At 56.6% G+C, this 25,296-nt stretch carries 19 protein-coding genes; 13 read left to right on the forward strand and 6 right to left on the reverse strand.

Annotated elements, in window-relative coordinates:
* The first annotated feature begins 33 nt into the window (after nt 1-33).
* Nucleotides 34-2,472 (forward strand): tellurium resistance protein TerC, encoded by a 2,439-nt coding sequence (locus HMPREF0574_RS00340; RefSeq protein ID WP_236585896.1) that lies wholly within the window; start codon nt 34-36, stop codon nt 2,470-2,472.
* Here the strand turns inward: HMPREF0574_RS00340 and rsmD are convergent.
* The gene (rsmD, locus tag HMPREF0574_RS00345) at nt 2,444-3,004 is read right to left on the reverse strand and encodes a 16S rRNA (guanine(966)-N(2))-methyltransferase RsmD (protein WP_004006665.1); all 561 of its coding nucleotides are present in this window, start codon (nt 3,002-3,004) and stop codon (nt 2,444-2,446) included. The genes HMPREF0574_RS00340 and rsmD overlap by 29 nt on opposite strands.
* 38 nt (nt 3,005-3,042) lie before the next feature.
* On the opposite strand from rsmD, the gene coaD reads away from it, so the two are divergent.
* The 6 genes from coaD to HMPREF0574_RS00375 are packed head-to-tail and all read left to right on the forward strand — an operon-like array spanning nt 3,043 to nt 7,389.
* Complete coding sequence (gene coaD / locus HMPREF0574_RS00350) at nt 3,043-3,585, forward strand: pantetheine-phosphate adenylyltransferase (RefSeq protein ID WP_004006666.1); 543 nt, start codon at nt 3,043-3,045, stop codon at nt 3,583-3,585.
* A gap of 8 nt (nt 3,586-3,593) precedes the next feature.
* Entirely contained in the window at nt 3,594-4,361 is a 768-nt protein-coding gene (locus tag HMPREF0574_RS00355) for a hypothetical protein (RefSeq protein ID WP_004006667.1), read from the forward strand.
* Nucleotides 4,354-4,995, forward strand: coding sequence for a YceD family protein (locus HMPREF0574_RS00360; RefSeq protein ID WP_004006668.1), 642 nt, complete (start codon nt 4,354-4,356; stop codon nt 4,993-4,995). The genes HMPREF0574_RS00355 and HMPREF0574_RS00360 overlap by 8 nt, the downstream gene beginning before the upstream one ends.
* Nucleotides 4,992-5,741: a ribonuclease III gene (gene rnc, locus HMPREF0574_RS00365; RefSeq protein WP_004006669.1), complete on the forward strand. Its 750-nt coding sequence runs from the start codon at nt 4,992-4,994 to the stop codon at nt 5,739-5,741. The genes HMPREF0574_RS00360 and rnc overlap by 4 nt, the downstream gene beginning before the upstream one ends.
* Before the next feature lie 7 nt (nt 5,742-5,748).
* Nucleotides 5,749-6,714 (forward strand): bifunctional DNA-formamidopyrimidine glycosylase/DNA-(apurinic or apyrimidinic site) lyase, encoded by a 966-nt coding sequence (gene mutM / locus HMPREF0574_RS00370; RefSeq protein ID WP_004006670.1) that lies wholly within the window; start codon nt 5,749-5,751, stop codon nt 6,712-6,714.
* A 12-nt stretch (nt 6,715-6,726) separates the two neighbouring features.
* Nucleotides 6,727-7,389: a response regulator gene (locus HMPREF0574_RS00375; RefSeq protein WP_004006671.1), complete on the forward strand. Its 663-nt coding sequence runs from the start codon at nt 6,727-6,729 to the stop codon at nt 7,387-7,389.
* A gap of 38 nt (nt 7,390-7,427) precedes the next feature.
* Here the strand turns inward: HMPREF0574_RS00375 and HMPREF0574_RS00380 are convergent, their stop codons facing one another.
* The 5 genes from HMPREF0574_RS00380 to HMPREF0574_RS00400 form a co-directional block, all read right to left on the reverse strand.
* Nucleotides 7,428-8,639: a GAF domain-containing sensor histidine kinase gene (locus tag HMPREF0574_RS00380; protein WP_013189620.1), complete on the reverse strand. Its 1,212-nt coding sequence runs from the start codon at nt 8,637-8,639 to the stop codon at nt 7,428-7,430.
* A gap of 109 nt (nt 8,640-8,748) precedes the next feature.
* Nucleotides 8,749-10,692 carry a thiol reductant ABC exporter subunit CydC gene (gene cydC / locus HMPREF0574_RS00385; RefSeq protein WP_004006673.1) on the reverse strand — a complete coding sequence of 648 codons (1,944 nt, stop codon included), beginning with the start codon at nt 10,690-10,692 and terminating at the stop codon, nt 8,749-8,751.
* Nucleotides 10,689-12,482: a thiol reductant ABC exporter subunit CydD gene (gene cydD, locus HMPREF0574_RS00390; protein WP_178029817.1), complete on the reverse strand. Its 1,794-nt coding sequence runs from the start codon at nt 12,480-12,482 to the stop codon at nt 10,689-10,691. Before cydD ends, cydC begins: the two co-directional genes overlap by 4 nt.
* Before the next feature lie 127 nt (nt 12,483-12,609).
* The gene (gene cydB / locus HMPREF0574_RS00395; protein ID WP_004006675.1) at nt 12,610-13,764 is read right to left on the reverse strand and encodes a cytochrome d ubiquinol oxidase subunit II; all 1,155 of its coding nucleotides are present in this window, start codon (nt 13,762-13,764) and stop codon (nt 12,610-12,612) included.
* Between the two features lie 15 nt (nt 13,765-13,779).
* Nucleotides 13,780-15,387: a cytochrome ubiquinol oxidase subunit I gene (locus HMPREF0574_RS00400; RefSeq protein ID WP_004006676.1), complete on the reverse strand. Its 1,608-nt coding sequence runs from the start codon at nt 15,385-15,387 to the stop codon at nt 13,780-13,782.
* A 992-nt stretch (nt 15,388-16,379) separates the two neighbouring features.
* Here HMPREF0574_RS00400 and HMPREF0574_RS00405 point away from each other — a divergent pair.
* The 6 genes from HMPREF0574_RS00405 (at nt 16,380) to uvrC (ending at nt 25,295) form a co-directional block, all read left to right on the forward strand.
* Nucleotides 16,380-18,188 carry an Rne/Rng family ribonuclease gene (locus HMPREF0574_RS00405; RefSeq protein ID WP_004006678.1) on the forward strand — a complete coding sequence of 603 codons (1,809 nt, stop codon included), beginning with the start codon at nt 16,380-16,382 and terminating at the stop codon, nt 18,186-18,188.
* Nucleotides 18,189-18,256: 68 nt separating this feature from the next.
* Complete coding sequence (locus tag HMPREF0574_RS00410) at nt 18,257-20,059, forward strand: ABC-F family ATP-binding cassette domain-containing protein (protein ID WP_004006679.1); 1,803 nt, start codon at nt 18,257-18,259, stop codon at nt 20,057-20,059.
* A 54-nt stretch (nt 20,060-20,113) separates the two neighbouring features.
* Nucleotides 20,114-21,049 carry an RNase adapter RapZ gene (gene rapZ / locus HMPREF0574_RS00415; protein WP_004006680.1) on the forward strand — a complete coding sequence of 312 codons (936 nt, stop codon included), beginning with the start codon at nt 20,114-20,116 and terminating at the stop codon, nt 21,047-21,049.
* A gap of 17 nt (nt 21,050-21,066) precedes the next feature.
* Entirely contained in the window at nt 21,067-22,092 is a 1,026-nt protein-coding gene (locus HMPREF0574_RS00420; protein ID WP_004006681.1) for a gluconeogenesis factor YvcK family protein, read from the forward strand.
* 67 nt (nt 22,093-22,159) lie between these two features.
* A complete protein-coding gene (gene whiA / locus HMPREF0574_RS00425; protein WP_004006682.1) occupies nt 22,160-23,140 on the forward strand; it encodes a DNA-binding protein WhiA in 981 nt (326 codons plus the stop codon).
* A gap of 73 nt (nt 23,141-23,213) precedes the next feature.
* The gene (uvrC, locus tag HMPREF0574_RS00430) at nt 23,214-25,295 is read left to right on the forward strand and encodes an excinuclease ABC subunit UvrC (protein ID WP_004006683.1); all 2,082 of its coding nucleotides are present in this window, start codon (nt 23,214-23,216) and stop codon (nt 25,293-25,295) included.
* Nucleotide 25,296: the final 1 nt, after the last annotated feature.

A 25,296-nucleotide genomic window follows, 5' to 3' on the forward strand; every position in this document is an offset into this window, starting at 1 on the left:
GTAGGCGTGTTTAAACTTGGTAAAATTCCACCTATGTGTTCATGGTGGCGGCGTCTGGGAGCATTTGTCGCGATGCTAGCAGTAACGCTGGCAGTACTACTTCCGCAGGCTAGCGCGATGACCGAGGTCGTGCACGAACCACAATTTCCCACCGCGAGGTGGACACAAAACGCTGACGTTATCCTTCCTTCTCCGGATGCCCCCGGCGTGTTGTTTTTAGGGATGAGCGGTCTGAAACCCAGCGATCTTGATTTACAGGGCAATCAACTGGGTCAAATGCTGGTTCCGTTCACATTTTCGGCACTGAGTACCAGGTCTTTTCGGATTTATACCTGCCCCACTGAGGGATGGATGCAACTGCGTGCCCGTGGCGATGTCGCGGACGAAGAAGGACGTCGACTGGCGCAAACTGTGGGGGCGCAGTGCTTGGGGATGAAACTGGTGAAGAGTGACGGTACGACCGCGGAAACCCCAGCGCAGATAACTCCCGCCGCCCCGTCCTTGCCCAAAACTACAGCGGTCACCTATGCACAGTTCAAAGGTCGTACGGAAAACATCACCTGGCCCGCGCGCGGGATTTTTGCTCCGGATGCGTGGGCAGTAGGAAGAAATGCGGGAATTCCGCTGGCGAATCACCGCGGTCAGGTCGCGCATTGGCAACCTTTGCCGGTAATCCCTGAAATGGAGCGGATTAATCCCTCCGCGCTGGATTCTCTCTATAACGAGCGTACCGGGGCTGGTGCCCGAGCTGCCTTTGACGCCAAAGCGCAACAGCCTGTTCCGCCGCTGGGCAAGCCCCTAAAGAACCGGACAGCCCTGGCATCCGCCTGGCAAGAACTTCTCGCTGCTGCCCCCAGCGATGTCGTGGTGGATTTGGATACCGTTGACACCGCCGTTCTGAACCAGAACACTTACGACACGGCAAAGACCCTATCCTTACAGCAACTTTCTGCCATCTTGAGCGCAAATCAGAGTGCAGCGCATCCTCGACCGGTGGTTATTGCTTCTTTGGGAGATTTTGAAGGAGCCAGGTCGCTGCAGCTGCTAGCCGCACAGACTCCGGGATTGGCGCTGACGGATGGGAAACCATCCGCGACCCCGAGGAAAGGATTGACTGAAACCACCGGTGTGCTCTATACCTCCACGACTCATGCTCTCGGCTTAGCAACCCTTGCCGACGTACGCGGTTTAGTGTTCAATGCGCGTGCCTATGTGGAACCCAAGATGGTCCCACCGGCAAATATAATCCTTCCCGAGCTGAGCGTCACCCCGGTCGCCGGCGTCGCTAAGGCTTGTGCCATGATTACTGAACAGCAGCGCCATGCTACCTCCGCCCTGCGAGCCAATTCGCCGTGGTATCAGGTGTTTCACCTGTTTTCCTACCTCGCTATGGGGGCGCTGCTAATTTGGGCTTTCGCTTCGTCTGGCACGCGACGCTTGGCGAACAACTGGTGGGTGGTGCGGCTCCTGGGTCTTGTCGCTTTCGCGATGCTTCCAGCTGCGCTGATCCTGAACTGGATTCCGTGGTGGAACTTGCCTGGTACCGACTCGGCGGTCGGATCAGTCGGGATATCCCTGGCTTTGACCGCGGTGATTACGGCGGTTTTGGTGGCTTCTCTGTGGCGTAACTCTCACGCGGTGGCTATCCTAGCGGGGATTTCGTGTTTCATTTTAGCGCTGGACATCATGCTGGGATCTGCCCACCAACGCAACGGATTCATGGGCTCTCTGGTGCTCAGTTCGCGGCGTTACTACGGTATCTCTAATCGCACCTACATCATCCTCATTGCCGGAGCTTTGCTGGCATTGCTGCCGGTACTGCAACGTTTCTGGGGTCAGCGTCGAGCTGGATGGATTACAGCAGGGCTCGGTGTCGCGGTTCTTTTAGTCGATGCTTTACCCGGTTGGGGCGCCGATTTTGGGGGACCTCCGGGAATTATTCTGGCTTTCGGGATTGTCGCCCTGATGGCTGCGGGGGTGCCGCCACGCTGGTGGCACGCTGGTTTATGGGTGGTGTCTACTCTGGCGGTGATGGGGATTATCGGCTGGTTCTCCCGCGGCTCAGACAGCCATATTGGGAATTTTTGGTCCAATTTGGGCAGCAGCGAAAGCCGGGAGCTAATTGCTGGAAAAGTCCGTGACGTGCTGCGTTCCTTTGTGAACAATCTGGGGGTCGTTATCCTTTTGGTGCTGGTGGTCGCGGTATTAGCGACGACTTTGGTGATTGTGAAACGTCGCCAGGTGTTCTGGCCGCGGTGGGTGTCTTCTTGGAATCAGCTCACCGACCAGCCCGCGCTGCGCGTAGTGGCTTTAGGTATCTTACTGGGCATGGCGGTGGCGGTGCCTATCAACGATTCCGGGATGATGATTGTAAAAGAAGCCATCTATCTGGTGCTGCCGGCCCTTGGTGCCATCATTGCGCAGGGTGCCGCTCAACTGAACCTCAGCTCGACACCCTCTGCAAATAAGTAACCAGGGTATCGCCGTAGTTTTTGGCGGCATAGGCTTGCAGTCCCGAAGGAATTTCAGGAGCAGGAAACTTTTTTGACGTCTCCAAGACCATGATTCCTTCCGGGCTGAGATGCGCGGTCAGACCTGCCAGAATCTCGCAGAGCACATAAGGCGCCAAAGCATAGGGGGGGTCCAAAAAAATGAGGTCAAAACAATCCGTCGGCTTCAGCTCCGAAACGAACTTGGCAGCGTCTTTCACCAGGACGCGCACGCGGTCGCGGTAGCGCAGGGCGTCGATGTTCGCGCGCAACACTTTGGCTGCAGACCCGGCGGCATCTACGAAGACCGCAGACGCCCCGCCGCGGGACAGCGCCTCCAAACCGAGAGCTCCTGAACCAGCAAACAAATCCAAAACCGTGGCACCTTGTGGGAACCCCGAACAAAGCAGGTGAGAGAACATCGCTTCGCGCACCCGCTCCGAAGTGGGACGGGTCCCCGACTTCGGGACATTCAGGCGCAAGCCCCCTTTTTCGCCAGCAACAATTCGTGTCACAGACCACAGCCTAGTCGAATTGCCGGTAATCTGGATACGTGACTCAAGCGCTTTGCCCCGGAACTTTTGATCCCTTCACCTATGGGCACCTCGATATGGTGAAGCAATGTTTAGCTTTTGCTGATGTCGTGGTAATCGGAATTGCTAATAACTCAAAGAAAACTCCACTGCTTTCAGTGGAGAAACGTATCGAACTGGCGCAGACCACTATCCGGGAAGCGAAACTCGAGACGCGTGTCAATGTAGAGACCGTGGAGGGACTGTTAGCTGATTTCTGTAAAGAACATCAGATTGACGTCATCGCGAAAGGGCTGCGCACGTCCCAGGACTTTGATTACGAAAATCCAATGAGTCAGATGAATCGCCAAATCGGAGCTCCGCCGACCGTATTCGTGGGCTGCAAACCGGCGTTGATTCACGTCTCAAGTTCTATGGTTAAAGAAGTCGCCAGTTACGGGGCTGATGTCTATACGATGGTATGTGCGGATACTGCGCGGGCTCTGTATGAGGCTTACCAAGTCAGCCCGCCAAACCGGGATAATAATGTCATTGCAGCCCGTTTCGACAAACACAACAGCTAGGGAGAAAAATGAGCGAGGAAAACAGGGACGACGAGATGAAGGAATCGGCGGATTTACCTACCGCAACAGAGGACAGCGTGGACGAAACAGCTGCCGAGCAGGTAACCTCTGAGACTCTCGGCGAGGAGGTGGACTCAGCAACGCCGGAACAGAGCGATAAAGCAGAAATCGTGGAGCCGGAAGCCCTAACCTCGGAACAAATGGTGGCGGCACTGAACGCTCAGGACTATAAAGGCTCGGAGCTGATGGATGTATTAGCCCAGATAGAAGCCTTAATTTCACAAGCGCGCTCCCTGCCGATGAGTTCATCCGTGCTGGTCAATAAGGCTCAGGCGCTCTCCTTGGTGGAATCGGCGCGCGAAGCTATGCCGGCAGATATCCGTATCGCAAACCAGATTGTAGCTGGAGCCAATGCGGTCATCGCCCGTGCCCAAGAGGAAGCAGAGGAAGCTTTGGTGCAAGCAAATTCCACTTCTGAACGTATCCAAGCTGATGCCCATGCTCGTGCCGATGAATTGGTCAATCAGGAACGTATCGTCGTTATGGCCAAGGAACGTGCCGAGATGATTATCGAGACCGCGACCCAACAGGCTACTGACCTAGCGGCGGGAGCGGATCGCTATTGTGAGGAAAAGCTGACGGTGCTGGAAGAAACCCTCGACAAGCTAAAGGAACAGTCCGCCGCGGGGCGGAGAGTCTTAAGTGAACGCGCGCGCTTCAACCCCGACGATTTGCCCCACCTGGAAGGGGAGAACGCGGAGGTTAAAAATGACTAGCAGCGCCACAGCGCGTGATGCCGGTAAACCCTCTGCCCGGTCCACCGGTACGCAGACCGGGTCTGACTACTGCATCGGTTTAACCTCTCTGCCGGGCAATCCCGGAAAGACGCTGGAACTGCACGATTACCTGTTGCCGTTGCCAAGCACGTGGACGAATGGAGTCGTGGCTTTGCGGGAGCCCGAAGGTAGTTTCGAGGTCAGCTTGCAGTCCCTGCACGAGGGGATATTGGTCAGCTTGCAGGGGACGGTGCTGACCGATGCCCAATGCTCGCGCTGTTTGGACCCGGTTCCAAGTACAGTAGAGGTTAACGAAACGCAGATGTTTTTCTTTCCCGGAGCGCGCGAAGCTGCCCGCCGGGAGGGAGACGAGGAATGGGAAGACATCCTTGAAGTGAGTGCCGAAGACGAGGTGGACCTCGAACCGGTGCTGCGGGACGCTCTGGTGCTAGGCATGGAGACTCTGCCATTGTGCCGACCCGACTGTCAAGGATTGTGCCCGGATTGCGGAGAAAAATTTGAGAATTTGCCCGCCGATCACCATCACGAAGTTTTGGACCCGCGGTGGGCGGCGTTGGGAGATTTAGCGAAAGAGCTGCGCGCCCAGGAAACTGGAGGGGACGAAGCCTCGTGAATCAGTCCCCACGAAACACAGACAAAATTGGCGAACCGGGTCAACCTCGAGCCACCCTAGAACGTTTACTGGCGGACTGGGGACAACCGGTCGATACAGAACTTTTGGTGGTCGCGATGACGCACCGGTCCTTTGCCCACGAACATGGGAAAACTGGCTCAACCGGCACGAATGAACGGTTGGAATTCCTAGGGGATGCGGTGCTACAGATTGTGGTCACCGAATACCTGTTCCGTAACTTCCCCGATGTTCCCGAAGGGGAGTTGGCTCCGATGCGGGCCGCCACCGTCAGTCAAACCCCACTGGCGGAAGTTGCACGACGACTGCATCTGGGCGATTACATCTTGCTGGGAATCGGTGAGGACCGACAGGGAGGTCGAGAAAAGGACTCCATCCTGTCCGACACTTTAGAGGCTCTGATTGGTGCGTCCTACCTCACCTCAGGGTTGGAATCGACGCGCGTCACTATCGAGCGTCACCTCCGCCGATACTTGCGCAACGCGCCGCGCCGGGCGGTCGGGATGGATTGGAAGACCCATCTGAGCGAGTTCGCGGCCGCTAATTCTCTGGGTGAACCGGAGTACGTGGTGCAGGGGAGTGGACCGGACCATGCTCGGGTATTTACTGCTCAAATTCGTATAGCCGGTGAAGTGCTGGGCGAAGGTCAGGGAACCTCCAAGAAATCCGCTGAGCACAGCGCAGCCGAGGCAGCTTTCGAAATTTTGCAAGACCGTTTCGGGGAATAGATAGCATATGCCGGAGCTTCCCGAAGTGGAGACAATTCGCCGTAATCTGGAGCAAACCGTGGTGGGGGCGCGGGTTCTCGGTGCCAGCGACCCCACCCATGAGCGGACTTTGCGCAATCAGCAGGGGGGAATCACGGGGTTGCGCGCAGGACTGGTGGGGGCGTGTCTAGGTGCGGCAGTACGGCGCGGAAAGTTTTTGTGGTTTCCTTTGCTAGGGGATACCCCCAGGGAAAAAGGTCCGCTTGCCCTCGTGATGCACCTGGGTATGTCGGGACAGCTGCGAGTGGAATCTAGGGGCGCGACTTTGCACCGTAAAGAGGCAGCCGCGTCACCACAAGCCGCTCCGCAGCATTCGAGAGAGACTCGACTTTTGCCTCATGAACGCGTTCGCATCACCCTCGACAATGGGAAAGACCTGGTATTTTGCGACCAGCGCACCTTTGGTCATGTCGAACTCCGACCGTTGCAACCCACCGCGGATGGTGCTCCCGGAGGGATGGGTGCCCCGGAACCGCTGCTACCGCAGGGCATGGAACATATTGCCCGCGATGTGCTCGATCCGTGCCGAGATACAACAGATTTCGTGAAAAAAACTCATGCCAGCACGCGAGCAATCAAAACCAAGTTGTTGGATCAGGGCATTGTCTCCGGTATCGGAAACATTTATGCAGATGAAGGCTTATTTGCTGCCCGGATACATCCCGCTGCTCCCGGTCGGTCGCTCAGCGATAGGAAACTGCGGAAATTGCTAGGTGCCGTGGCGGCGGTGATGGAACAGGCGTTGGTCTTTGGGGGTACTTCATTTGACCGCTTATACGTGAATTCTTGGGGCAATCCAGGCGAATTCGCAAAAGAATTGCAGGTTTACGGACGGGGTGGACAAAGTTGCCACCGCTGCGGGACACGGCTCGATAAGATGATTATTGACGGTCGCTCCAGCGTGTTTTGTCCACGCTGCCAGCGAAAGCGTTAGGAAGGACCAGAGATGACTGAGCTGTCGGAAATTCGCGTCATGATTGTCGACGATCACGAGATTGTACGCCGTGGCATCGCTGAGATCGTGGATAGGGCTGCGGATTTACAGGTCGTCGCCGAAGCCGGCTCAGTTGCCGAGGCCCTCTCGAGAGCCGAGTTGGCAAACCCTAATGTGGTTTTGGTGGACTTGCAGCTGCCCGATGGCACCGGCATTGATTTGATTCGACAACTGCGAGTGATGACACCAAACGCGCGCATGATTGTGTTGACCTCCTTTGATGATGACGAGGCCCTGGCAGAATCCTTGGAAGTTGGGGCGGCTGCTTATTTGTTGAAGACTGTGGCAGGGGTGGAAATCACTAACGTTATCAAAGCAGTAGCGGCAGGCAGAACTCTGCTTGATGAACGCACCGTGACACGCACCAGCGCTAATCGCAGCGGTCCTACCGAACACTTGACCCCTACCGAAAAGAAAATTCTGGGATTAATCGGCGATGGTCTGTCTAATCGAGAAATCGGGGACACTTTGGGAGTGGCTGAAAAGACCGTGAAAAACCACATTACCGCACTGCTGTCGAAGATGGGTCTGCAGCGGCGCACTCAGGTGGCAGCGTGGGTGGCTTCGCAGCGCTCTGCCGAGTGGCGCAAGAATTCTCCGCGTGCCGAACTGTAACCACCACAGCAGTTGACCAGGGGGTACCTCTCGCGTAGCTACTCAAGCGGAATGCACCAGGTCAGAAGGGTTCCGCTGGCTCCGTCAGGGCGTTTTCCGATGCGCATCATCCCCAGGTGAATCGTGGCGCGGGCGGTCATGTTGGCTAAGCCTGAATGGTGATCAATCCTGGAATCAAGCCCGCACCCGTCATCCTGAATCTCTACTCGCAGCATCCCATTGGTCTGGGTGGGCAGGGGAACGCTTGCTTCATTGAGGGCGCAGCGAGGCGGAACCAACCCCGGATTAAACCAAATATCGACTTCCAGACGTACCTCAGTAGCATGAGCGTGCCGAGCCACATTCGTCAGTCCCTCTCGTACTACCGCAAGAACATCAGAGATGAGAGAATCCGGTAACCTGTGGCGCAGCCGTTCCTCCATCCTTTCCATATTGTCCAGAGTGCAAACTTCATTATCTAGGCGCACAATGAGTGACGGGGCAAAGCCGAGGGAGCGGCGAGACAGCGAAGCCTCCATTCGCAACCCACCCAAAAGTTCCGGTTCGGCAGTGTCTTGATCTTTCAGTTCACTGACAATCCGACGGATTTCCCCTACCGAGTCGCCCACTGAATGCAGCGCTTCATCCAGAGTCGTGCGAATTGTCTGTGCCGTGAGTTCCCGATCGCTGAGGTCTTCCTTTAGCGCTTCGAGATGCAGAGAAGTCGCGAACAATTGTTGGATAGCCAGGTCATGCAGGTCGCGGGCAATGCGCTGGCGTTCTTCCAACAGCTCCGCACGATCCTCGGACTGTCGCACGCCGGACAAGCGCAACGCTAGGGTAGCTTGGGCCGCAAAATTCTCGGCGGAGCGCAAATCCGGGACGGTAAATTCGGGGCTGCCGGGATTGCGAAATAGGATAATCACACCGCTGGCAGCACCGCGCTCGCTCATCGGGGCATAGAGAGCCGGACCAAAAATGGACAGTTCCGGAATTCGCAGTAAGTTGGCGCGCTCCATAGATTCCACGATAATGCCAACATTGTTGCGGATGACCGACTGGGCGCGTCCTTCGGGAGGAAATTCCAAACCAATCATCTGTGCGGCTGCCTCGCCGTCAGCAATTTCACAGATGTATTTTCCGCCCAAGCTGGGCAGCACAATCAAGGTCGTATCAGCCTCCGCCACCCGACGCACGGAGGAAGCAATGAGAGCCAGTGCTTCCTCCTCATCGGTATCTTCCAACAGAGCCGTGGTGATGCTTTGGCTCATGCGGTTCCATCGCTGTAAAGTTTCAAGCTCCAAGTTCAGTGCATTAATTTTTTCACGCAAAACAGCATGACTTTCCCCTAAATATTTATTGACCTTGGGGCTGACTCGCTCAGACGTAGCTCTTCTCCTGTTCTAGGTTCCAACGGTAAGTGGGGTTAGTCTCGACCAAACTAGCGTGTGTTCCCCGCGCGGTGATGCGGGTCACCTCGTCATTTTCGCTATCCAGCTTACCGAGCACAATAACTTCATCGGCTTTGTCCAGGGCGCTGAGCCGGTGAGTGACCAACAGCACACCACGTTCCCCACTCTTGCCGGTAGACAGCAGGTCGGAGACAAGCTGGTCAGCCATAGCCCCGTCCAGATGCTCGCCGGGCTCGTCCAGGGCAAGGAGTTGCGCTGGGGTCGCCAAAGCTCGTGCCAACAGGATGCGTCGGCGCTCCCCGCCGCTCAACGCTGCCCCGTCCATGCCGAGTAGAGTGTCCAGACCATCTGGGGCAGCCTGCAGCCACTGACCCATCCCGGCCTCTTGCAACAGCTTTTCCGCTTCTAGGGTTCCTACATTGGCTCGTGCTACCCGAATGTTTTCCAGGGCGGTAGTGGCAAAAATATGGGCGTCCTCTGCGGTCATCACGATTTTTTCACTCACGATGGACCGCGGCAGCGCGGTGATGTCGATTCCTCCCAGTGTCAGGCTGCCACCTCGGGGGGGAATCAAGCCTGCCAAAGTATAAAGCAGTGTGGATTTGCCAATTCCAGAGCGCCCGACAATTGCCAAAGCCTTGCCGGGGCATAGGTCCAGGTCAATCCCGCTGGCAATAATCGGTCCGCCGGGCCACCCAATCTCCAGGTCTTTTGCCACCAGATGAGCCTCAACTTCGGTGACGGGTGAGATTTCCGCGTGGTGCCCTTCCTCGTTGAAGACTGCCTTCGGGGCAGCATTGCTGTTCGGGGCGGCGTCCGCGGCGTAAATCTGTTTCAGGGCTGTCTCGACATAGTCCGCTCCACCCATCAAATCCACCAGCCGGGTCGCGGCGGCACCGGAGGACACCAGCTGTACCGCAGCGGCAGCCAGTTGGGAGGTTCCTTCAAAGGCTGCCAGGGGAGCCAGCACTAAAATCGCCAGGTTTACGTCCCACAGTTGACCGCTGACGACCAGGGGAGTGCCAATCAGGAAACCGCACAGGACTGCCGCGCCCATCGAAATATTGTCAATAAAGGCGGCGATTGCAGAAGGACGGGCAGCCTTGTCTTTAAGCTTTTGGATGACTTGTTCCACCTGGTTCAGGTGGTCTTGTGCGGCTTGCAAGCGTCCGGAAACCGCCAACTCGCTGGCATTCATCAGCAGGTTTTGGGCGCTGGCAGTCAGCTCTATCTGAGCCTGCTGGGAGGCTAACTCGGCGATACGTGCCGAACGAATCGTCAGGAGGGGTCCCACCACGCCAGCCATCAGCAGACAGATTAGCAGCGTGAGCGCCGCCAGGGGAGCCAGGAACCAGAATAATATAACGGTGGCGATGGCAGTGATAGCGGTAACCATTCCGGGGAGGACAGACTTCACCACGAAGTCTCCGACCGAATCGACATCGCCTCCGGTACGCGCCAAGATTTCTCCGCGTCGCAAAGCCGCGATGTTCTTTGCCGGGCGACCAGCCAAAATGCGGTAAACCGTGTGGCGCAAATCAGCGACTCCCAACAGGGCGACCTTGTGAGACGCTAGGCGCTCCAGATAGCGAAAGAGTGCCCTGCCAATCCCAAAGAAACGTACCGCTACGGCTGCGACCGCCAAATCCATCCACAGAGCGTCAATCTGGGCAGCACGGGCAATGAGCCAAGCCGCCACGACCGACAGCCCGATGGCGCAGACTAGCGTCGAAACACCCAAGAGAATAGCCAGAGCCATATTGGCACGATTCAAGCGCATCATTCTGTAGGTCAGGCGCAGGTTACGCAGCTCCTCGCGAGAAATAAATGCGGTATTTGGCATGGCAGAGCTGGCGGACTCAGCAGCAGATTCCATAAACTCGGCGGGAAAAGTTGACTTGTTGCTACTCATGCGCGCACCTCGTTATCAGCAAAATCAAGATTCAAAATGAGTGGGGGCAAATCCTCACGCCCATCTGGTTTGCGTTTGTGTGCTCGGACCTTCGGCTTTGCCGCAGCTGCTGCCTGGGCTTCCTGTTCCACCTCAGCTGCGGTGAAGGGTCTGGTGTCTACCGGAATGGACACATCGGCTACGTTCAGCACTGCTTGACGGTGGGCAATGACAACTACGGTTTTACCTTGGGACTTTAGGGTTTTAATTCCAGCGATTACCTGGGTTTCCAGGTTCGCATCGAGGTGCGCGGTCGGCTCGTCCAAGACGATGAGCTGCGCCTGTTGAGTCAGTGCATGGGTCAGTGCCAAGCGTTGCCGCTGACCGACGGACAGACCCAAGCCACCAGCGCCAAGCTGGGTCAGCCAGCCTTGTGACAACCCCTGTACCACCTCGTCAAAGTGCGTGATGCGACTGGCTTCCACTAGGGCGGGACTGGGCTCGGTTCCGGACTCGCCTAAGTTTTCTAACACTGTGCCGGGCAGGATAGCAGGATTTTGAGGAACCCAAGCACACTGCTCCCACCACGAGGCGAGGTCGATTTCGGGCAGTGGTACACTCCCCGCAGGTCCGCTCACCGTCAGTTCCCCCTGGTCGATGGTTTGCAGCCCTAGTATGCTCATAGCAGTGGTCGTTTTCCCGGAACCGCTGGCACCTGTCAGAGCATAAATTTTCCCCGGTTCGAGGTTGGCAGTCAGACTGGCAGGAGCCCACATTCCGCGGGCTTTCACCCCTACGTCATGCAGCTGGATAGTGGCTTTGGTCAGGTCAGGAGCCGCGATATGTCCTGTTTTGGGCAACGGTTCTTCCAAGATAGCAAAAGCGGCTTCCGCGGCGGTAACCCCATCAGAGGAGGCATGGAACTGTTTGCCCACTTCCCGCAGCGGGCTAAACACCTCCGGTGTCAGCATAATGACCAGCAGCCCGGTGAACAGGTCAAGTTGGTTATTCAACAAGCGAATTCCGACTTCGACCGCTACCAGTGCTACACACAGTGTGGTCAAGAATTCCAGGGCACCGCCACTCATAAACGCGACACGTAAAGTCTGCATGGTGGAACGGGAATATTCATAACCGACGCGTTTCACCTGCTTGGCAGGATCTTGTTCGCGACCCAAGGACTTGAGAGTAGCCAGACCAGCCAATAGATCCACCAGCTGACCGCCCATGCGTTTCATGGAGGCCAAACGTTTATCAGAGTATTCCTGGGTCAAAATCCCGATGAGAATCATGAACAGGGGGATGAGTGGGATAGTTGCCAGTACGAAAATGGCACTAATCCAGTCGAGGTAAACGATTACCAACAATGTCAGGGGAGTAACTGTCACCGAGAGTAAAAGCTGGGGGAGAAAAAAGACAAAGTAGGCGTCGAGATCTTTCAAGGCGCGTACGACTGTGGTGACGGTGTCTTGACCGTGTTGGGTTTGCCAGCGGGGACCGAGCTTCGTGGCATGAGTCAGGACTTTTTGCCGGATTTCCCGGATCGCGCCCGTCGCTGCTCGGTGCGCAAACCACTGTCGAATCAGCAGGGACAAGCCCCTGCCCAAAAGGACTAAGACCAACACGCCGAGGGTGGGAACGATGAAAGACAGAGGCTGATGTTCCATGATGACCGGGGTCGCGGCTTTGGAGATAAGGCAATCTTGCGCGATGATGAAAACTGCTGAGAGAAAACCGAAAACGGTGATAAAGATAATGTATCCGCGGGCGGTTTTGGCGTACTTCAGCAGTCGGGGATCCAGGGGTTTCACCCCCTCAGCTTTCCATATTTTAGAGAAAATCTCCACAGCGAGCTCAGCCAAAAATCCCTGATAAAACTGGTGCGGGCGGGTCACCGTGGTGACCCGCCCGTAACGGTTTAGACCGTCGTCGCTTTATTTAGCCAACCAGGAAGTTCGCGCCTTCGCGAATCTTGCCGGGCTCCAGACCGCCCGCAGGCGCCACGCTGATACGAGCGCGGAACATGTAGACCGACCAGATGGTGTAGCCCAACACGATTGGAACCAGGATGATGGCCGCTACGGTCATCACAATCTGGGTACTGGGAGAAGCCGCAGACTGAGCAATAGTCAGCGAGTATGCCGGATCAATCGAGGACTTCATCACGTTGGGGAAGAGCATGGCGAACACCCAGGCAACGCTCATTGCAATCGCAACGGAGTTGAAAGTGAAAGCCTTAGCCGAAGCGCCCTTGAACGCGAAGAGCAGGCTGACGATGAGGCAGACTGCAGCGACAACCAGGAACACCAGGGCGAAGAGGAAACCAGCGCCCTTGAACGCGAAAGTGCCCCACACCGCAAAGACCGCGGTTAGGACGGTCGAAACCAGACCCAACTTCGGGGCAAGCGCGACTGCGCGTTCCTGTACCGCTCCGTCGGTCTTCAGAGCCAAGAAGTTGGCACCTTGGACCAAGGACAGGGAGGCAATCACCAAACCACCGAGAATTGCGAAGCCAGAACCGCCAATCAGCAAGCTCACCAGCTGGCTGAAGGGGAATTCGCCCAAACCAATGAAGGAGTGAATCTGAGACATACCGGCGTTAGCGATGTCGACGTTCTCAGGACCAACCTCGGTGAACGGAGTCTTGGGATCTGCCACGATAATCTTCATGCCAGCGACCAGGTTGCCAAAGGCTACGCCCAGCAGAACCGGAACCAGCCAAGCTGCGATGGTCTGGATAGTATCCCAAGTGCCACGCCACTGCAGCGTGTCCACCTTGTTACGCCATTCAATAGCCGCAATACGACCAATCAAGCACAGCAGAACCAAGAACAAAGCGATGTACATACCGGAGAACATCACGGCGTACCATTCGGGGGATGAAGCGAAAGTCGCACCACCAGCGGTGAGCAGCCACACTTCGTTGCCGTCCCAGTGCGGACCGATGGCGCGAACCATCTGACCACGCTCGTCATCGGTCTTACCGATGATGCGCAGCAACATGCCCGTGCCCAAGCCGTAGCCTTCGAGGACGAGATAACCAGCCCACAGAACCGCTACGAGGATAAACCAAAGGATTTGCAGAAAAGTCATTGTCTGAATTCCTCCTTAGTAAGCGAACGACAAGTCTTGAGAGGCAGCGTTCGGACCACCATCGGAGGCCGGGGTGTTGATGCCCTCTTTGGAGTAACGAACCATGAGCTTGAACCAGATGATACCGAGCACCAGGTAAACCAAAGTGAACAGAATCAGCGAAATCAAGAACTCAAGCGGGTTGACTACACCAGACAAACCATCGCCAGTCAGCATGAATACGCCGGCAGCGTCGGTCTTAACCGCGAGGTCTGAACCAAAAGCGTCCTGGTTCGGGTACACGATGAAGGGCTGACGACCAAACTCGGTCATAATCCAGCCGAAGGATGCCGACAGGAACGGCATCGGCAGCGTAATCAGGGCGAGATTCTTCAGACCCTTAGAGGTCGAAACCTTGCCACCGCGAGTCTGGTACAGACCAACCAGTGCCAAGACTGCGCAGAACAGCCCCAAGCCCATCATCAAGCGGAAGGACCAGAATACCAAGAGCAGGGAAGGCGAGTAAGGCGCCCAGCTGTAAACACCGGTTTCACCCTTAATCCCGGAGGTGTTAGCGGTGTCGATATTCGGAGCCTTATCACCGAACTTGTCCGCGGCGTTCTCCAACATGGTCTGGGTACGCTCGGAAGAGTCAGCCATACCAGCGATAGAACGGGAGAACGAGTTGTGTGCCACGAAACCGAGCAGACCCGGAATCTTACCGACACCGACCTCGGTCAACGGCCAAGTACCGTCATCGTTCTTTTGGATGTCCTGCGGGCAATCCGAGAAGGCTAGCAGTGCCAGCGCGCCGGATTCACCGGCACACAGACCCTCAGCGGCAGCCATCTTGGCAGGCTGGTAGTAAACCAGGTGCTGACCTTGCAGGTGACCCGAAGCGATGGTCAAAACACCGGAGACCAACATGATGGTCATGCCCCAGCGGGCAATCGGACGCCAGACTTCGCGAGCTTCGGTATCGCCGATACCGCCAGCGTTGGCGGCGCGAACCATCCACCACAAAGAAATGCCAGCCACGATGGTGGAGGCCAGCAAAATAGAAGAAGTTACTACGTGGAACACCGCGAGCCACATGGTGGAGTTGGTAACAACCTGGAAGAACGCGGTAGCGCCATTCAAGGTTGCACGACCGGTAGCCGGGTCAAAGACTGCCCCTACCGGGCGCTGCATCCAGGAGTTAGCGCCGATAATCCACAACATAGAAGTGTTGACGCCGACCATTACCAGCCAAGACACGACAACGTGAGCTTTCTTGGAGATCTTGCCCCAACCGAAAATCCACACTCCGAGGAACGTGGACTCCATAAAGAACGAGAGCAGAGCCTCAAAAGCCAGAGGAGCGCCGAAGATATCACCGACGAAGCGGGAGTACTCGGACCAGCCCATGCCGAATTGGAATTCCTGCACGATACCGGTTGCAACGCCCAGGGCAAAGTTAACAATAAACAGCCTTCCAAAGAACCGTGTCGCCTTTAGCCAGTATTCCTTGCCGGTGCGGTACCACAGTGTTTCCATCAGTGCTACCAGCAAGGACATGCCAATGGTGAACGGAACCAGGATGAAGTGGTAGACGGTTGTGATACCGAACTGCCACCGCGCCAAGTCGAGGCTTTCAAGCCCCATTGAGACGACGGTCACCTTTTCCGCCTTTCCGTAGAATTTATAGAAATTGCATGAGGACCAGATTTACTTCGTGGTCACGCAGCGTAATCGCCAAGTGAACCTGAGCCATCTCTTAAATCTACCCTAAAATTTTACCAACTTGTACATTTCGGACCTGCGCAGAAGTTTTTTTCTGGGCAAAATTCTCACGGTGCGATAGGATGTCGGACAGAGATAGGAATGTCTTGAGCAGCCCAAGTCGGCGACTCGGAACTTTTTGTGGACGCAGTCTCACGGTTTCATTAGTCCGGTTTATCCCGTCTCTCTCTAGACTTTCCACCGTTTGGTGATGACTGATAACTAAATAGACCGGCAGGTTGCTGGCTGGTCTCTGCAGGAGCTTTATAGTGAATAAGACAACAGAATCTGATGCTAATACGGTTGCTAAAAAAACTTCCCGTAATTCTGGTGCGGCACGCGCGCGTACTCGGGTCTCCGCAGCCAAAGATACGAAAGACGAGACTTTCCAAAAAGTTAATTCCTCAGCCAGCAAGGCAGTAAAGGATTCCAATCCGACTTTCTCTGCTTCGCAAGCGTTGTCTGCCGCCAGTGCGCCCAGTGCCGGGGTAGCTCTGCCTGCTGCCAGTTTGCTTTTCCAGGCCCCGGACCTGTCCAGCTTTGCGCCGGCAGCACCAGCCGAAGAAAAACCCGCTCGTAATTCCCGCTCTAAACAAGGCAGTGGCAGTGGCGCCACAGCTGAGTCGGAAAGCCACGGTCGAAAGAAGTCTGCGGCTACAAAGAATGAATCGGCATCGAGCTCTCGGACTAACTCCAGAACTTCCAGTCGCAAAAAACCTTCGGCGAACGATACCCCAGAGGGAGCTAACTCTCCCGCCGACCGGAAAGACACGACTTCAGAGGACGAGAACAGTACGACGCGTCGGCGCCGTCGCCGGACTCGTTCCGATAGTGGGGAGAACGAGGAAGTCAAGGCTCTCGACGGCTCCACCCGGTTGGAAGCAAAACGGATTCGCCGGAAGGCGGGACGAAAGGAGAGTCGTAAACGGACTCCCATCACGGAAGCGGAATTCCTGGCTCGCCGAGAAAACGTGAAGCGCGAGATGGTCGTGCGCGAACGAGACAATCTGAACCAGATTGCGGTTTTAGAGGACGGCTTACTGGTCGAACATTATGTTTCGCGCCATACCCAAGAGACTGCCGTGGGTAACGTTTACTTGGGCAAGGTACAAAACGTGCTGTCCTCGATGGAGGCGGCTTTCGTAGACATTGGTAAGGGTCGCAACGCGGTCCTCTATGCCGGGGAAGTAAACTGGGACGCCGCCGGTTTGAATGCTAAGACTGGGCGTATTGAGGAAGCCCTCAATCCTGGTGACCTGGTTTTGGTACAGGTCACCAAGGATCCGATTGGTCATAAGGGTGCCCGTTTGACGTCACAAATTACCCTGGCTGGTCGTCACCTAGTGTTGGTGCCCAGCGGTGCGATGACCGGTATTTCACGCAAATTGCCTGAGGAGGAACGTAAACGTCTGAAGGCTCTGCTGAAAACTATGATTCCGGCTGGGTACGGAGTTATTGTGCGGACTGCTGCGGAGGGCGCCACGGAAGAACAGCTGCGTGCCGATGTGGAGCGTCTCACTCGGATTTGGGAAGAAATCGAGACGAAACAGCGCAAGACCCGCAACGGACCGGTCCTGCTGCACGGAGAACCCGAACTGGCAGTGCGGGTCGTGCGTGACATATTTAATGAGGACTTCCGCTCCCTGACCATTCAGGGTGACAACGCATGGAAGACCATTTCCAAGTATGTGCGCGATTTGTCCCCAGAATTAAAGGACCGCCTGAAGCATTGGGAAGGCGAGGACGACATTTTTGCTGCCCATCGTATTGATGAACAGCTCGCAAAAGGCTTTGAACGCAAAGTATGGCTGCCCAGTGGCGGCTATCTCATTATCGATAGAACCGAAGCAATGACGGTCATTGATGTGAACACCGGGCGCTATATCGGGGCGGGAGGCACCCTGGAAGAAACCGTCACCAAGAACAACTTGGAGGCCGCCGAAGAAATCGTGCGTCAGCTGCGGCTGCGAGATATCGGTGGCATCGTGGTCATCGACTTTGTGGACATGGTTATCGAATCGAACCGGGATTTGGTACTGCGCCGCCTGGTGGAATGCTTGGGTCGTGATCGGACTCGTCACCAGGTCACCGAAGTGACCTCCCTGGGTCTGATTCAGATGACCCGCAAACGGGTCGGGCAGGGGCTGGTGGAAGCCTTTTCGACCCAGTGTGAATGCTGTGATGGGCGTGGCTTCATCGTCCACGATGTGCCGGTTGAGAACAATGGGCAAGCCCCGGAAGACGTGGTGTCACATTCCTCTGCCCGACGCGGTTCGGCGTCTGGGACCAGCTCGAAACGTGGTCGGTCCCGAGCGAAATCCGTGAAGGAAACAAATCCGGAAGTGCGTCAGACTATGGCGGCTATCGCTACCGCAGCTCATGCCTCTGAGGAACATGAGTCATCCGCAACCGCCTCGGAATCGCACTCGTCGCGAACTACGGAACCGAAACTTTTGACATCATCGACGGAAAGACCTTCCCTGGAAAAGGCTGCGGAAGAACCCTCCTTAGAAAGGGCCACCGAGAAACCCGCTTTGGATGGTGCACAAGCGCGCCTAGAACTGACTGAAGCCGAGACTCCCACGGAGAATACTGCGCCGCGTCGTCGTCACCGGAGGGCTGCTTCTACCGGGGTCATCAATACGGATTCCACGGACGCCGATATTGTGGTCTCACAAGGGTAGTTTCCCGGTTTTTTCGCAGTTGGTCCGGTTCCACAGAGGGGTACCGGCAGTTTTGAGAGTGAGGCGTCTTGGGTAACCTTTTGGGTGGGCAAAACCTGCATGTGGAATACCCGGACAAGCTGCTGCTGGACGATGTCACGGTGGGAGTTTCCGCTGGGGATCGTATCGGAATCGTTGGTCGCAACGGAGATGGCAAATCAACGCTGCTGCGGGTGCTGTTTGGAGCCCAACAGCCACATTCCGGGCTCGTTACCCGGCGCAACGGGCTGCGGGTGGCTCTGTTGGGACAAGAGGATGTTTTAAGCGGCTCCGACACTGTGGAAACTGTGCTGTTGGCAGGCTCCAAACACCACGAAGTCCTCAGTGACCCGCGCATTCGCGAAGTGCTGGACGGGCTGCTGCCCGCTATCGCATGGGAATCGCCGGTGGAAGCCCTGAGCGGAGGACAGCGGCGACGTCTCGCCCTGGCCAAACTCCTGATTGGCGATTGGGACGTCATCGGGCTGGACGAGCCCACGAACCACCTGGATATGGAAGGCGTAGCGTGGCTGGCGCACCACCTCAATCGCCGCTGGTCCACGCGGGAGGGTGCCCTGCTGCTGGTGACGCACGACCGGTGGTTTCTCGATGCGGTGTCGCGCGATACTTGGGAAGTTCACGACGGTAGGGTGGAGCCCTTTGAAGGAGGCTACGCGGCATATATTTTGGCTCGCGTGGAACGTGATCGCCAGGTCGCCCTCGCTGCCGAAAAGCGTCAAAACCTGTTACGCAAAGAACTGGCGTGGCTGCGGCGCGGAGCTCCGGCGCGAACTTCCAAACCGAAGTTTCGCATCGATGCCGCCAACGCTCTCATCGAAGATGTCCCGCCGGTGCGCGACACGGTGCAGCTGGTGAAACTGGCCACCGGCAGGCTCGGCAAAATCGTCGTGGACCTGGTGGACGTGGATTTTTCCTACGACGGGTCGGACGATTCACACCCGGTTTTACGCGATGTGACGTGGCGGGTGGCGCCGGGAGAGCGCGCCGGAATCTTGGGAGCCAACGGGGCGGGAAAGTCGACCCTGCTGGGTTTGCTGGCAGGGGAGCTCACCCCGACTCGGGGACGGCGCCGCGAAGGTAAAACCGTCCAGATTGGCATCTTGGACCAAGAGTTTCGGGCACTGCGCGAAATCGCGGAGTACCGTGTCTATCAGGTGCTGGGCAAGCTCAAAGGTTCTTTCGAAGTGGAGGGCAAGGAACTCAGCCCCGCCCAGATGCTGGAACGTTTGGGATTCAATTCCTCTCAGCTACAAGCCAAAGTGGGGGCGTTGAGCGGGGGACAGAAACGACGTCTGCAAATCCTGCTGTTACTGCTGGAAGAACCGAATGTGATGATTCTGGACGAGCCCACCAACGATATTGATACGGATACTCTGACCGCTTTGGAAGACTTGTTGGATGCCTGGTCAGGAACGTTGCTGGTGGTCTCCCATGACCGCTATCTCATCGAACGCATTACCGATAATCAATACGCCGTTATTGACCACGGGTTGCGCCACCTTCCCGGAGGCGTGGACGAATATTTGGAGCTGGCAGCTCAGGCGCGGCAAGCCAGCCGACCCAAGTCTGACGAGCCGTTGACGTCACAGACTCCCCTTGTGAACGGAAAAACCAGTTCCAAAGCAGATTACGAAACCCAAAAATGTCTGCAATCCGTGGAACGCAAGATTGCCAAGGCCACCGCGCAGGTCGCCCAGATTGAATCTCAGCTGGCAGCCACAGACCCCGCAGACTATGAAAAACTGGCAGATTTAGCCAAAGAATTGCACGCTGCCCGTGATCAACTCGAACGACTTGAGGAACAATGGATGGAAGCGGCGGAAGAGCTTTAGATTTGGGCGCTTGCAAATCCTGAACTTCCCCCGGCAACTCGATAAGCTGGAAACATGAGTGAAGATTCCACCCCGACGGTTCCCTCCGGTATTCCCCAGTTGGATGCCCAGTCCGTGCGCGACGTTAGCGAACGCGCCCAGATGATGATTATTACCGGGATGAGTGGGGCTGGGCGCAGCCAAACCGCTCAGGTCTTGGAGGATTTGAACTGGTATGTGGTGGATAATCTGCCTCCCCGGATGCTCGGTCCTTTGGCGCGTATGATGACCCCCGGCGGCGAGGGTGTGCACCGTCTAGCAGTGGTCGTGGATGTCCGTTCGCGCAGTTTCTTTTCCGAATTTATGTCGACCTTGGATGCCTTACGCGAAGCTCAAGTCGATCTGCAAGTGTTGTTTCTCGACTGTTCGGACGCGGTGCTGGTGCGGCGCTACGAACAGGTGCGCCGCCCGCATCCGCTGCAGGGAGAAGGGCGGATTATGGACGGGATTGCCTCGGAACGGGATTTGCTCGGACCGATTCGCGACCGTGCCAATATTTATGTGGATACGACCCACATGAATGTTCACGACCTGGCCAGGAGGATTCGTGAAATCGTGTCCGGAGAATCCGTCAATGGTTTGAACGTGACGGTGATGAGTTTCGGGTTTAAATACGGTTTACCCATGGACGCCGATCACGTGGTCGATGTGAGATTTTTCCCTAATCCTTACTGGGTGACGGAGCTGCGGCATCTGACCGGTCGGGACGAAGCAGTGGCGAAATATGTTCTGAGTCAGCCTGGAGCCAGTGAATTTGCCCAAAACTATGTTGATACTCTGGCGCCGGTGCTGAATGGCTACCTGCACGAGTTGAAGCCGTTTGTGACGATTGCCGTGGGGTGTACCGGAGGTCAGCATCGTTCGGTGGCGATGGCAGAACGCCTGTCTAACCTGTTGCGATCTAAAGGCTTCCAGGTGCGTACCGCGCATCGTGATATTGGTAAGGAATAATTCGGGGGATTGTAAGCATGGAGACACAAGGACATTATTTTGAACCTCCCCAAGATTCCGTGTGGCCGGGGCGCGCGAGCGGTCCGAAAGTGGTGGCTTTTGGTGGGGGACACGGACTGTATGCTACGCTTTCAGCTCTGCGTCACCTTACTACTGACCTCACGGCGGTCGTCACCGTAGCTGATGATGGAGGTTCCAGCGGGCGTTTACGGCAAGAGTTCGACCTGCTGCCACCGGGGGATTTGCGCATGGCTTTGGCAGCGCTGTGCGATGAGTCTGATTGGGGTCTAACCTGGCGTGATATCCTGCAGTTTCGGTTTAAATCGAACGGAGAAATGAACGGCCACAACCTGGGCAATCTGTTGTTGGCTGGCTTGTGGCAGATTCTGGATGATCCGGTGGCGGGACTGGAATGGATGACCCGGCTGTTGGATGCACAAGGTCGAGTGTTGCCGATGTCTACCGTCCCCATGGCTATCGAAGCTGATTTGGAAGTCAACGGAGAAATCCAAACGATACGCGGGCAATCTAAGATCGCGAAAGCGCCGGGAGTGGTGCGCAGAATCCGTTTGGATCCTCCCGACGCTCCGGTTACGCCGCAGGTCCTGCAGGCGCTCACAAGTGCGGATTGGGTGGTTTTGGGACCGGGTTCCTGGTACACCTCGGTGATGCCACATTTGCTGATTGCAGACTTACGGAAGGCGTTGGTGCGCTCTCCGGCACGGAAAGCGCTGGTGCTGAACCTCAGCCGCCAACGCGGAGAGACACAAGACTTGACCCTTCCCGACCATTTGCGGGTATTGCATCAGATTGTGCCGGAGTTGCGACTGTCTGTGGTCATTGGGGATCCCGTTTCGGTGACCGATATTGATGACTTGCAAGATGCCGCTAACGACCTGGGAAGTCAGGTCATGTTGCGCCAGATTTCAATCGGAGACGGCACCCCACGTCACGATTTCTTGCGGTTAGCGGCTGCGTTCAAGGATGCGATGAGCGGAAACTGGGGAGATTTGTCCAGTATCGAGGCCCTCGACAATCATTAGCTAGAATGGTGATTGGACTCACGGCTCGTAAACGTGCCGATTCTCACAACCAGGAGGAAGTTACACTATGTCCCTTACGGCAGTCGCGAAAGACGAACTCGCGGGGGTTCGCGTCGAATCGCGAGCTGATTTTCGCGCTGAAATATCTGCGCTGCTGCGATTCGCGGGGGGAATTCACCTGGTGGCGGGCTCCATCGTGGTGGAAGCGGAACTGGATCATGCCAATAGCGCGAAGCGGCTGCAGTTCGCTTTGCAGAACCTGTATCACGCGGCATCTTCCGTGGTGGTGGTCAGTGGAACCGGAATCCGTAAATCGGATCGTTACGTGGTGCGGGTGGTCTCCGGGGCGGAAAAGCTGGCGAAAGAAACTGGTCTGTTGGACAAGCAGGGGCGTCCGGTGCGAGGTCTGGCACCGGAAATTATCGCCGGACCCCTGTCCGGATGTGTCGCCGCGTGGCGCGGAGCTTTCTTGGCACGAGGTTCGCTGACGGAACCAACCCGATCATCGGCACTGGAAGTCACGGCGCCCGGTCCTGAAGCGGCGCTTGCTCTGGTAGGGATGGCGCGGCGGATGGGAGCGAACGCCAAATCACGAGAAGTGCGTCAACTTTGTCGAGTAGCCGTGCGAGAAAACGATTCGATTCGGGCGTTGCTGACGCAGATGGGTGCGTTAAAGGCTTTAAACGAGTGGGCAGATAAACGTGAAAGGCGCGAAAAGCGCGGGGAAGTCAACCGGTTAGCTAATTTTGATGATGCCAATATGCGCCGATCCACCCGGGCTGCCGTGCTGGCAGGGGCACGTGTGCGCCGAGCTTTTGAAATCCTGGGCGACGACATTCCGCCGCATCTCATTTCCGCGGGACGGCTGCGACTGGAATACAAACAGGCTTCACTGGAAGAACTCGGTCAGCTCAGTGAGCCGCAGCTGACGAAAGACGCGGTGGCAGGTCGAATTCGTCGTCTGTTGGCAATGGCTGATAAACGAGCCGAAGAATTGGGGATTCCTGACACCGAGTCAGGGTTAAATTCAGAAGTGTTGGACTCATGACCTTTACCGGCTATGCCGTGTTGTATCCGGGTCAAGCGCCGCGTGACCCTGTTCGCGGCGACGTGAGGTATCCATGAAACCGCAGGATTTCCCCAAAGCCTCCGAGATTCCCACGCAACCGGGGGTGTACCGGTGGCGCGATGAACGTAATCGAGTCATCTATGTGGGAAAAGCCAAGAACTTGCGTAATCGGCTGACCTCATACTTTGTAGATCCGGCACGCCTGCATCCGCGCACGGCAAAGATGGTCGCAACTGCCGCTTCGGTGTCCTGGGTGGTGGTCGGTTCCGAGGTTGAAGCCCTGACCTTGGAATACACCTGGATTAAAGAACACGACCCCAAGTTCAACGTGATGTTTAAGGACGACAAGTCCTACCCGTACTTCGCGGTGACGATGAACCAGGAATATCCGCGCATGGGAGTATTGCGTACCGCCCATCAACGCGGGGTGCGCTACTTCGGTCCCTACACGGCAGTGTGGGCAATTCGTCAAACCCTCGACCTGCTGCAAACGGTGTTTCCGGTGCGGACCTGCTCTGACGGGGTGTTTGCACGGGCTCAAGCCGCTAATCGGGCGTGCTTATTGGGCTATATCGGACGGTGCGCCGCGCCATGTATCGGTCGCGTTAGTGCCGCGCAGCATCGGGAACTGGCAGAAAAAGTCTGCGACTTCATGAGTGGACGCGATGCCGGGTTCCTTCGCGAAATCGAGACTGCCATGTGGGAAGATGCCCAGGCTTATCGTTTTGAGGAGGCTGCGCGGAAACGGGACCAACTGGAGGCCTTGCGCAAAGTTTTGGAAAAAAACGCCGCGGTGCTCAGTGATGATACAGATGCGGATTTGTTCGCCCTCGAAGCCGATGAACTTCAGGTTTCTGTCCAAGTGTTTTATGTGCGCGCAGGACGAATTCGCGGACAGCGCGGTTGGGTGAGTGCGCGGGAAGAGGATCTGGACGAGCCCTCCCTGATGGCACGCGCTTTGGAACAAATTTATGGAGAAGCGGCGGCAGACTTTGCTCACGAGGGGGGAGTCGCGCGACCGCGGAGAGTTGGACCCAGTTCTGCCAACGATACGGCGCATTTTGACACCTCCGTCATCCCTAAAGAAATTTTGGTTTCGGTTTCTCCGGCAGACGTGGGTATGCTGCAGCGTTGGTTGGGTGCCTTGCGGGGCTCCCAAGTGAGCATCCGGGTGCCACAGCGAGGGGCGAAACGTGAAGCTCTCTCGCGGGTACAGCTCAACGCGGTGGAAGGGCTCCGACTGTACAAGACTCGGCGGGCTCGGGATTTGACGCAGCGAAACCTGGCATTGAACGAGCTGGGACGGCTGCTCGAGATTGATCCACCGCTGCGCATTGAATGCTACGACATTTCCCATACCCAAGGAACCTTTCAAATGGGCTCCATGGTGGTCTTCGAGGACGGTGCCCCCCGCAAAGACGCCTACCGGAAGTTTTCGATTCGAGGTGAGGACGGTACAGGGACCCCGGATGATACCACCGCCATGAACGAAGTGCTGCGCCGGCGCTTTGAACGTCTCATTCAGGAAGAAAACGGACAGAGCTCGGCGCAATCCGAGCCTAATGCGGCAACTACAGCGCGCGGCACGGACCTGGTAGAAACAAAACATCCTTCCCCCCAGACGACGCCTTCTGTTGCCCTACCCCCCCTGGGAACAGAAAGAGAACCACGACGGTTTTCCTATCGTCCCGATTTGGTCGTGGTAGACGGAGCGCTGCCCCAGGTTCATGCTGCTCGGGCAGCGATGGATGAGGTCGGGGTATGGGACATTCCAGTCATTGGGCTGGCGAAACGCTTGGAGGAAGTCTGGCGGGTGGATGACGATTTTCCGGTCATTTTCCCGCGTACCTCCGAGGCTCTGTACCTGCTGCAATATCTACGCGATGAATCCCATCGCTTTGCCATCAGCGCGCATCGTCAGAAACGCGCCCGTGCCATGACGCGTTCGATTTTGGATGCGGCACCGGGCGTGGGTCCCGCTAAACAGAAGGCGTTACTCAGGCACTTTGGTTCGGTAAAACGGTTACGTGAAGCCAGTGCCGCAGAGATTGCCGAGGTTCCCGGTTTTGGCTTGAAAACCGCGGAAAATCTCGTGGCTTTCCTAAATAATTCTGGGAATTCTGGTAAAAATTAAC

The organism is Mobiluncus curtisii subsp. curtisii ATCC 35241, assembly GCF_000146285.1.
GTDB classification, from domain to species: Bacteria; Actinomycetota; Actinomycetes; order Actinomycetales; family Actinomycetaceae; genus Mobiluncus; species Mobiluncus curtisii.

Excerpts from the sequence above, each read along its gene's own strand:
- HMPREF0574_RS00340 (WP_236585896.1), top strand. The coding sequence starts at position 34 with ATGTGTTCATGGTGGCGGCGTCTGGGAGCATTTGTCGCGATGCTAGCA.
- mutM (WP_004006670.1), top strand. The coding sequence starts at position 5,749 with ATGCCGGAGCTTCCCGAAGTGGAGACAATTCGCCGTAATCTGGAGCAA.
- cydC (WP_004006673.1), bottom strand. The coding sequence starts at position 10,692 with ATGAGTAGCAACAAGTCAACTTTTCCCGCCGAGTTTATGGAATCTGCT.
- uvrC (WP_004006683.1), top strand. The coding sequence starts at position 23,214 with ATGAAACCGCAGGATTTCCCCAAAGCCTCCGAGATTCCCACGCAACCG.
- cydB (WP_004006675.1), bottom strand. The coding sequence starts at position 13,764 with ATGACTTTTCTGCAAATCCTTTGGTTTATCCTCGTAGCGGTTCTGTGG.
- HMPREF0574_RS00420 (WP_004006681.1), top strand. The coding sequence starts at position 21,067 with ATGGAGACACAAGGACATTATTTTGAACCTCCCCAAGATTCCGTGTGG.
- rapZ (WP_004006680.1), top strand. The coding sequence starts at position 20,114 with ATGAGTGAAGATTCCACCCCGACGGTTCCCTCCGGTATTCCCCAGTTG.
- whiA (WP_004006682.1), top strand. The coding sequence starts at position 22,160 with ATGTCCCTTACGGCAGTCGCGAAAGACGAACTCGCGGGGGTTCGCGTC.
- HMPREF0574_RS00355 (WP_004006667.1), top strand. The coding sequence starts at position 3,594 with ATGAGCGAGGAAAACAGGGACGACGAGATGAAGGAATCGGCGGATTTA.
- HMPREF0574_RS00360 (WP_004006668.1), top strand. The coding sequence starts at position 4,354 with ATGACTAGCAGCGCCACAGCGCGTGATGCCGGTAAACCCTCTGCCCGG.
- HMPREF0574_RS00400 (WP_004006676.1), bottom strand. The coding sequence starts at position 15,387 with ATGGGGCTTGAAAGCCTCGACTTGGCGCGGTGGCAGTTCGGTATCACA.
- HMPREF0574_RS00380 (WP_013189620.1), bottom strand. The coding sequence starts at position 8,639 with ATGAGCCAAAGCATCACCACGGCTCTGTTGGAAGATACCGATGAGGAG.
- HMPREF0574_RS00375 (WP_004006671.1), top strand. The coding sequence starts at position 6,727 with ATGACTGAGCTGTCGGAAATTCGCGTCATGATTGTCGACGATCACGAG.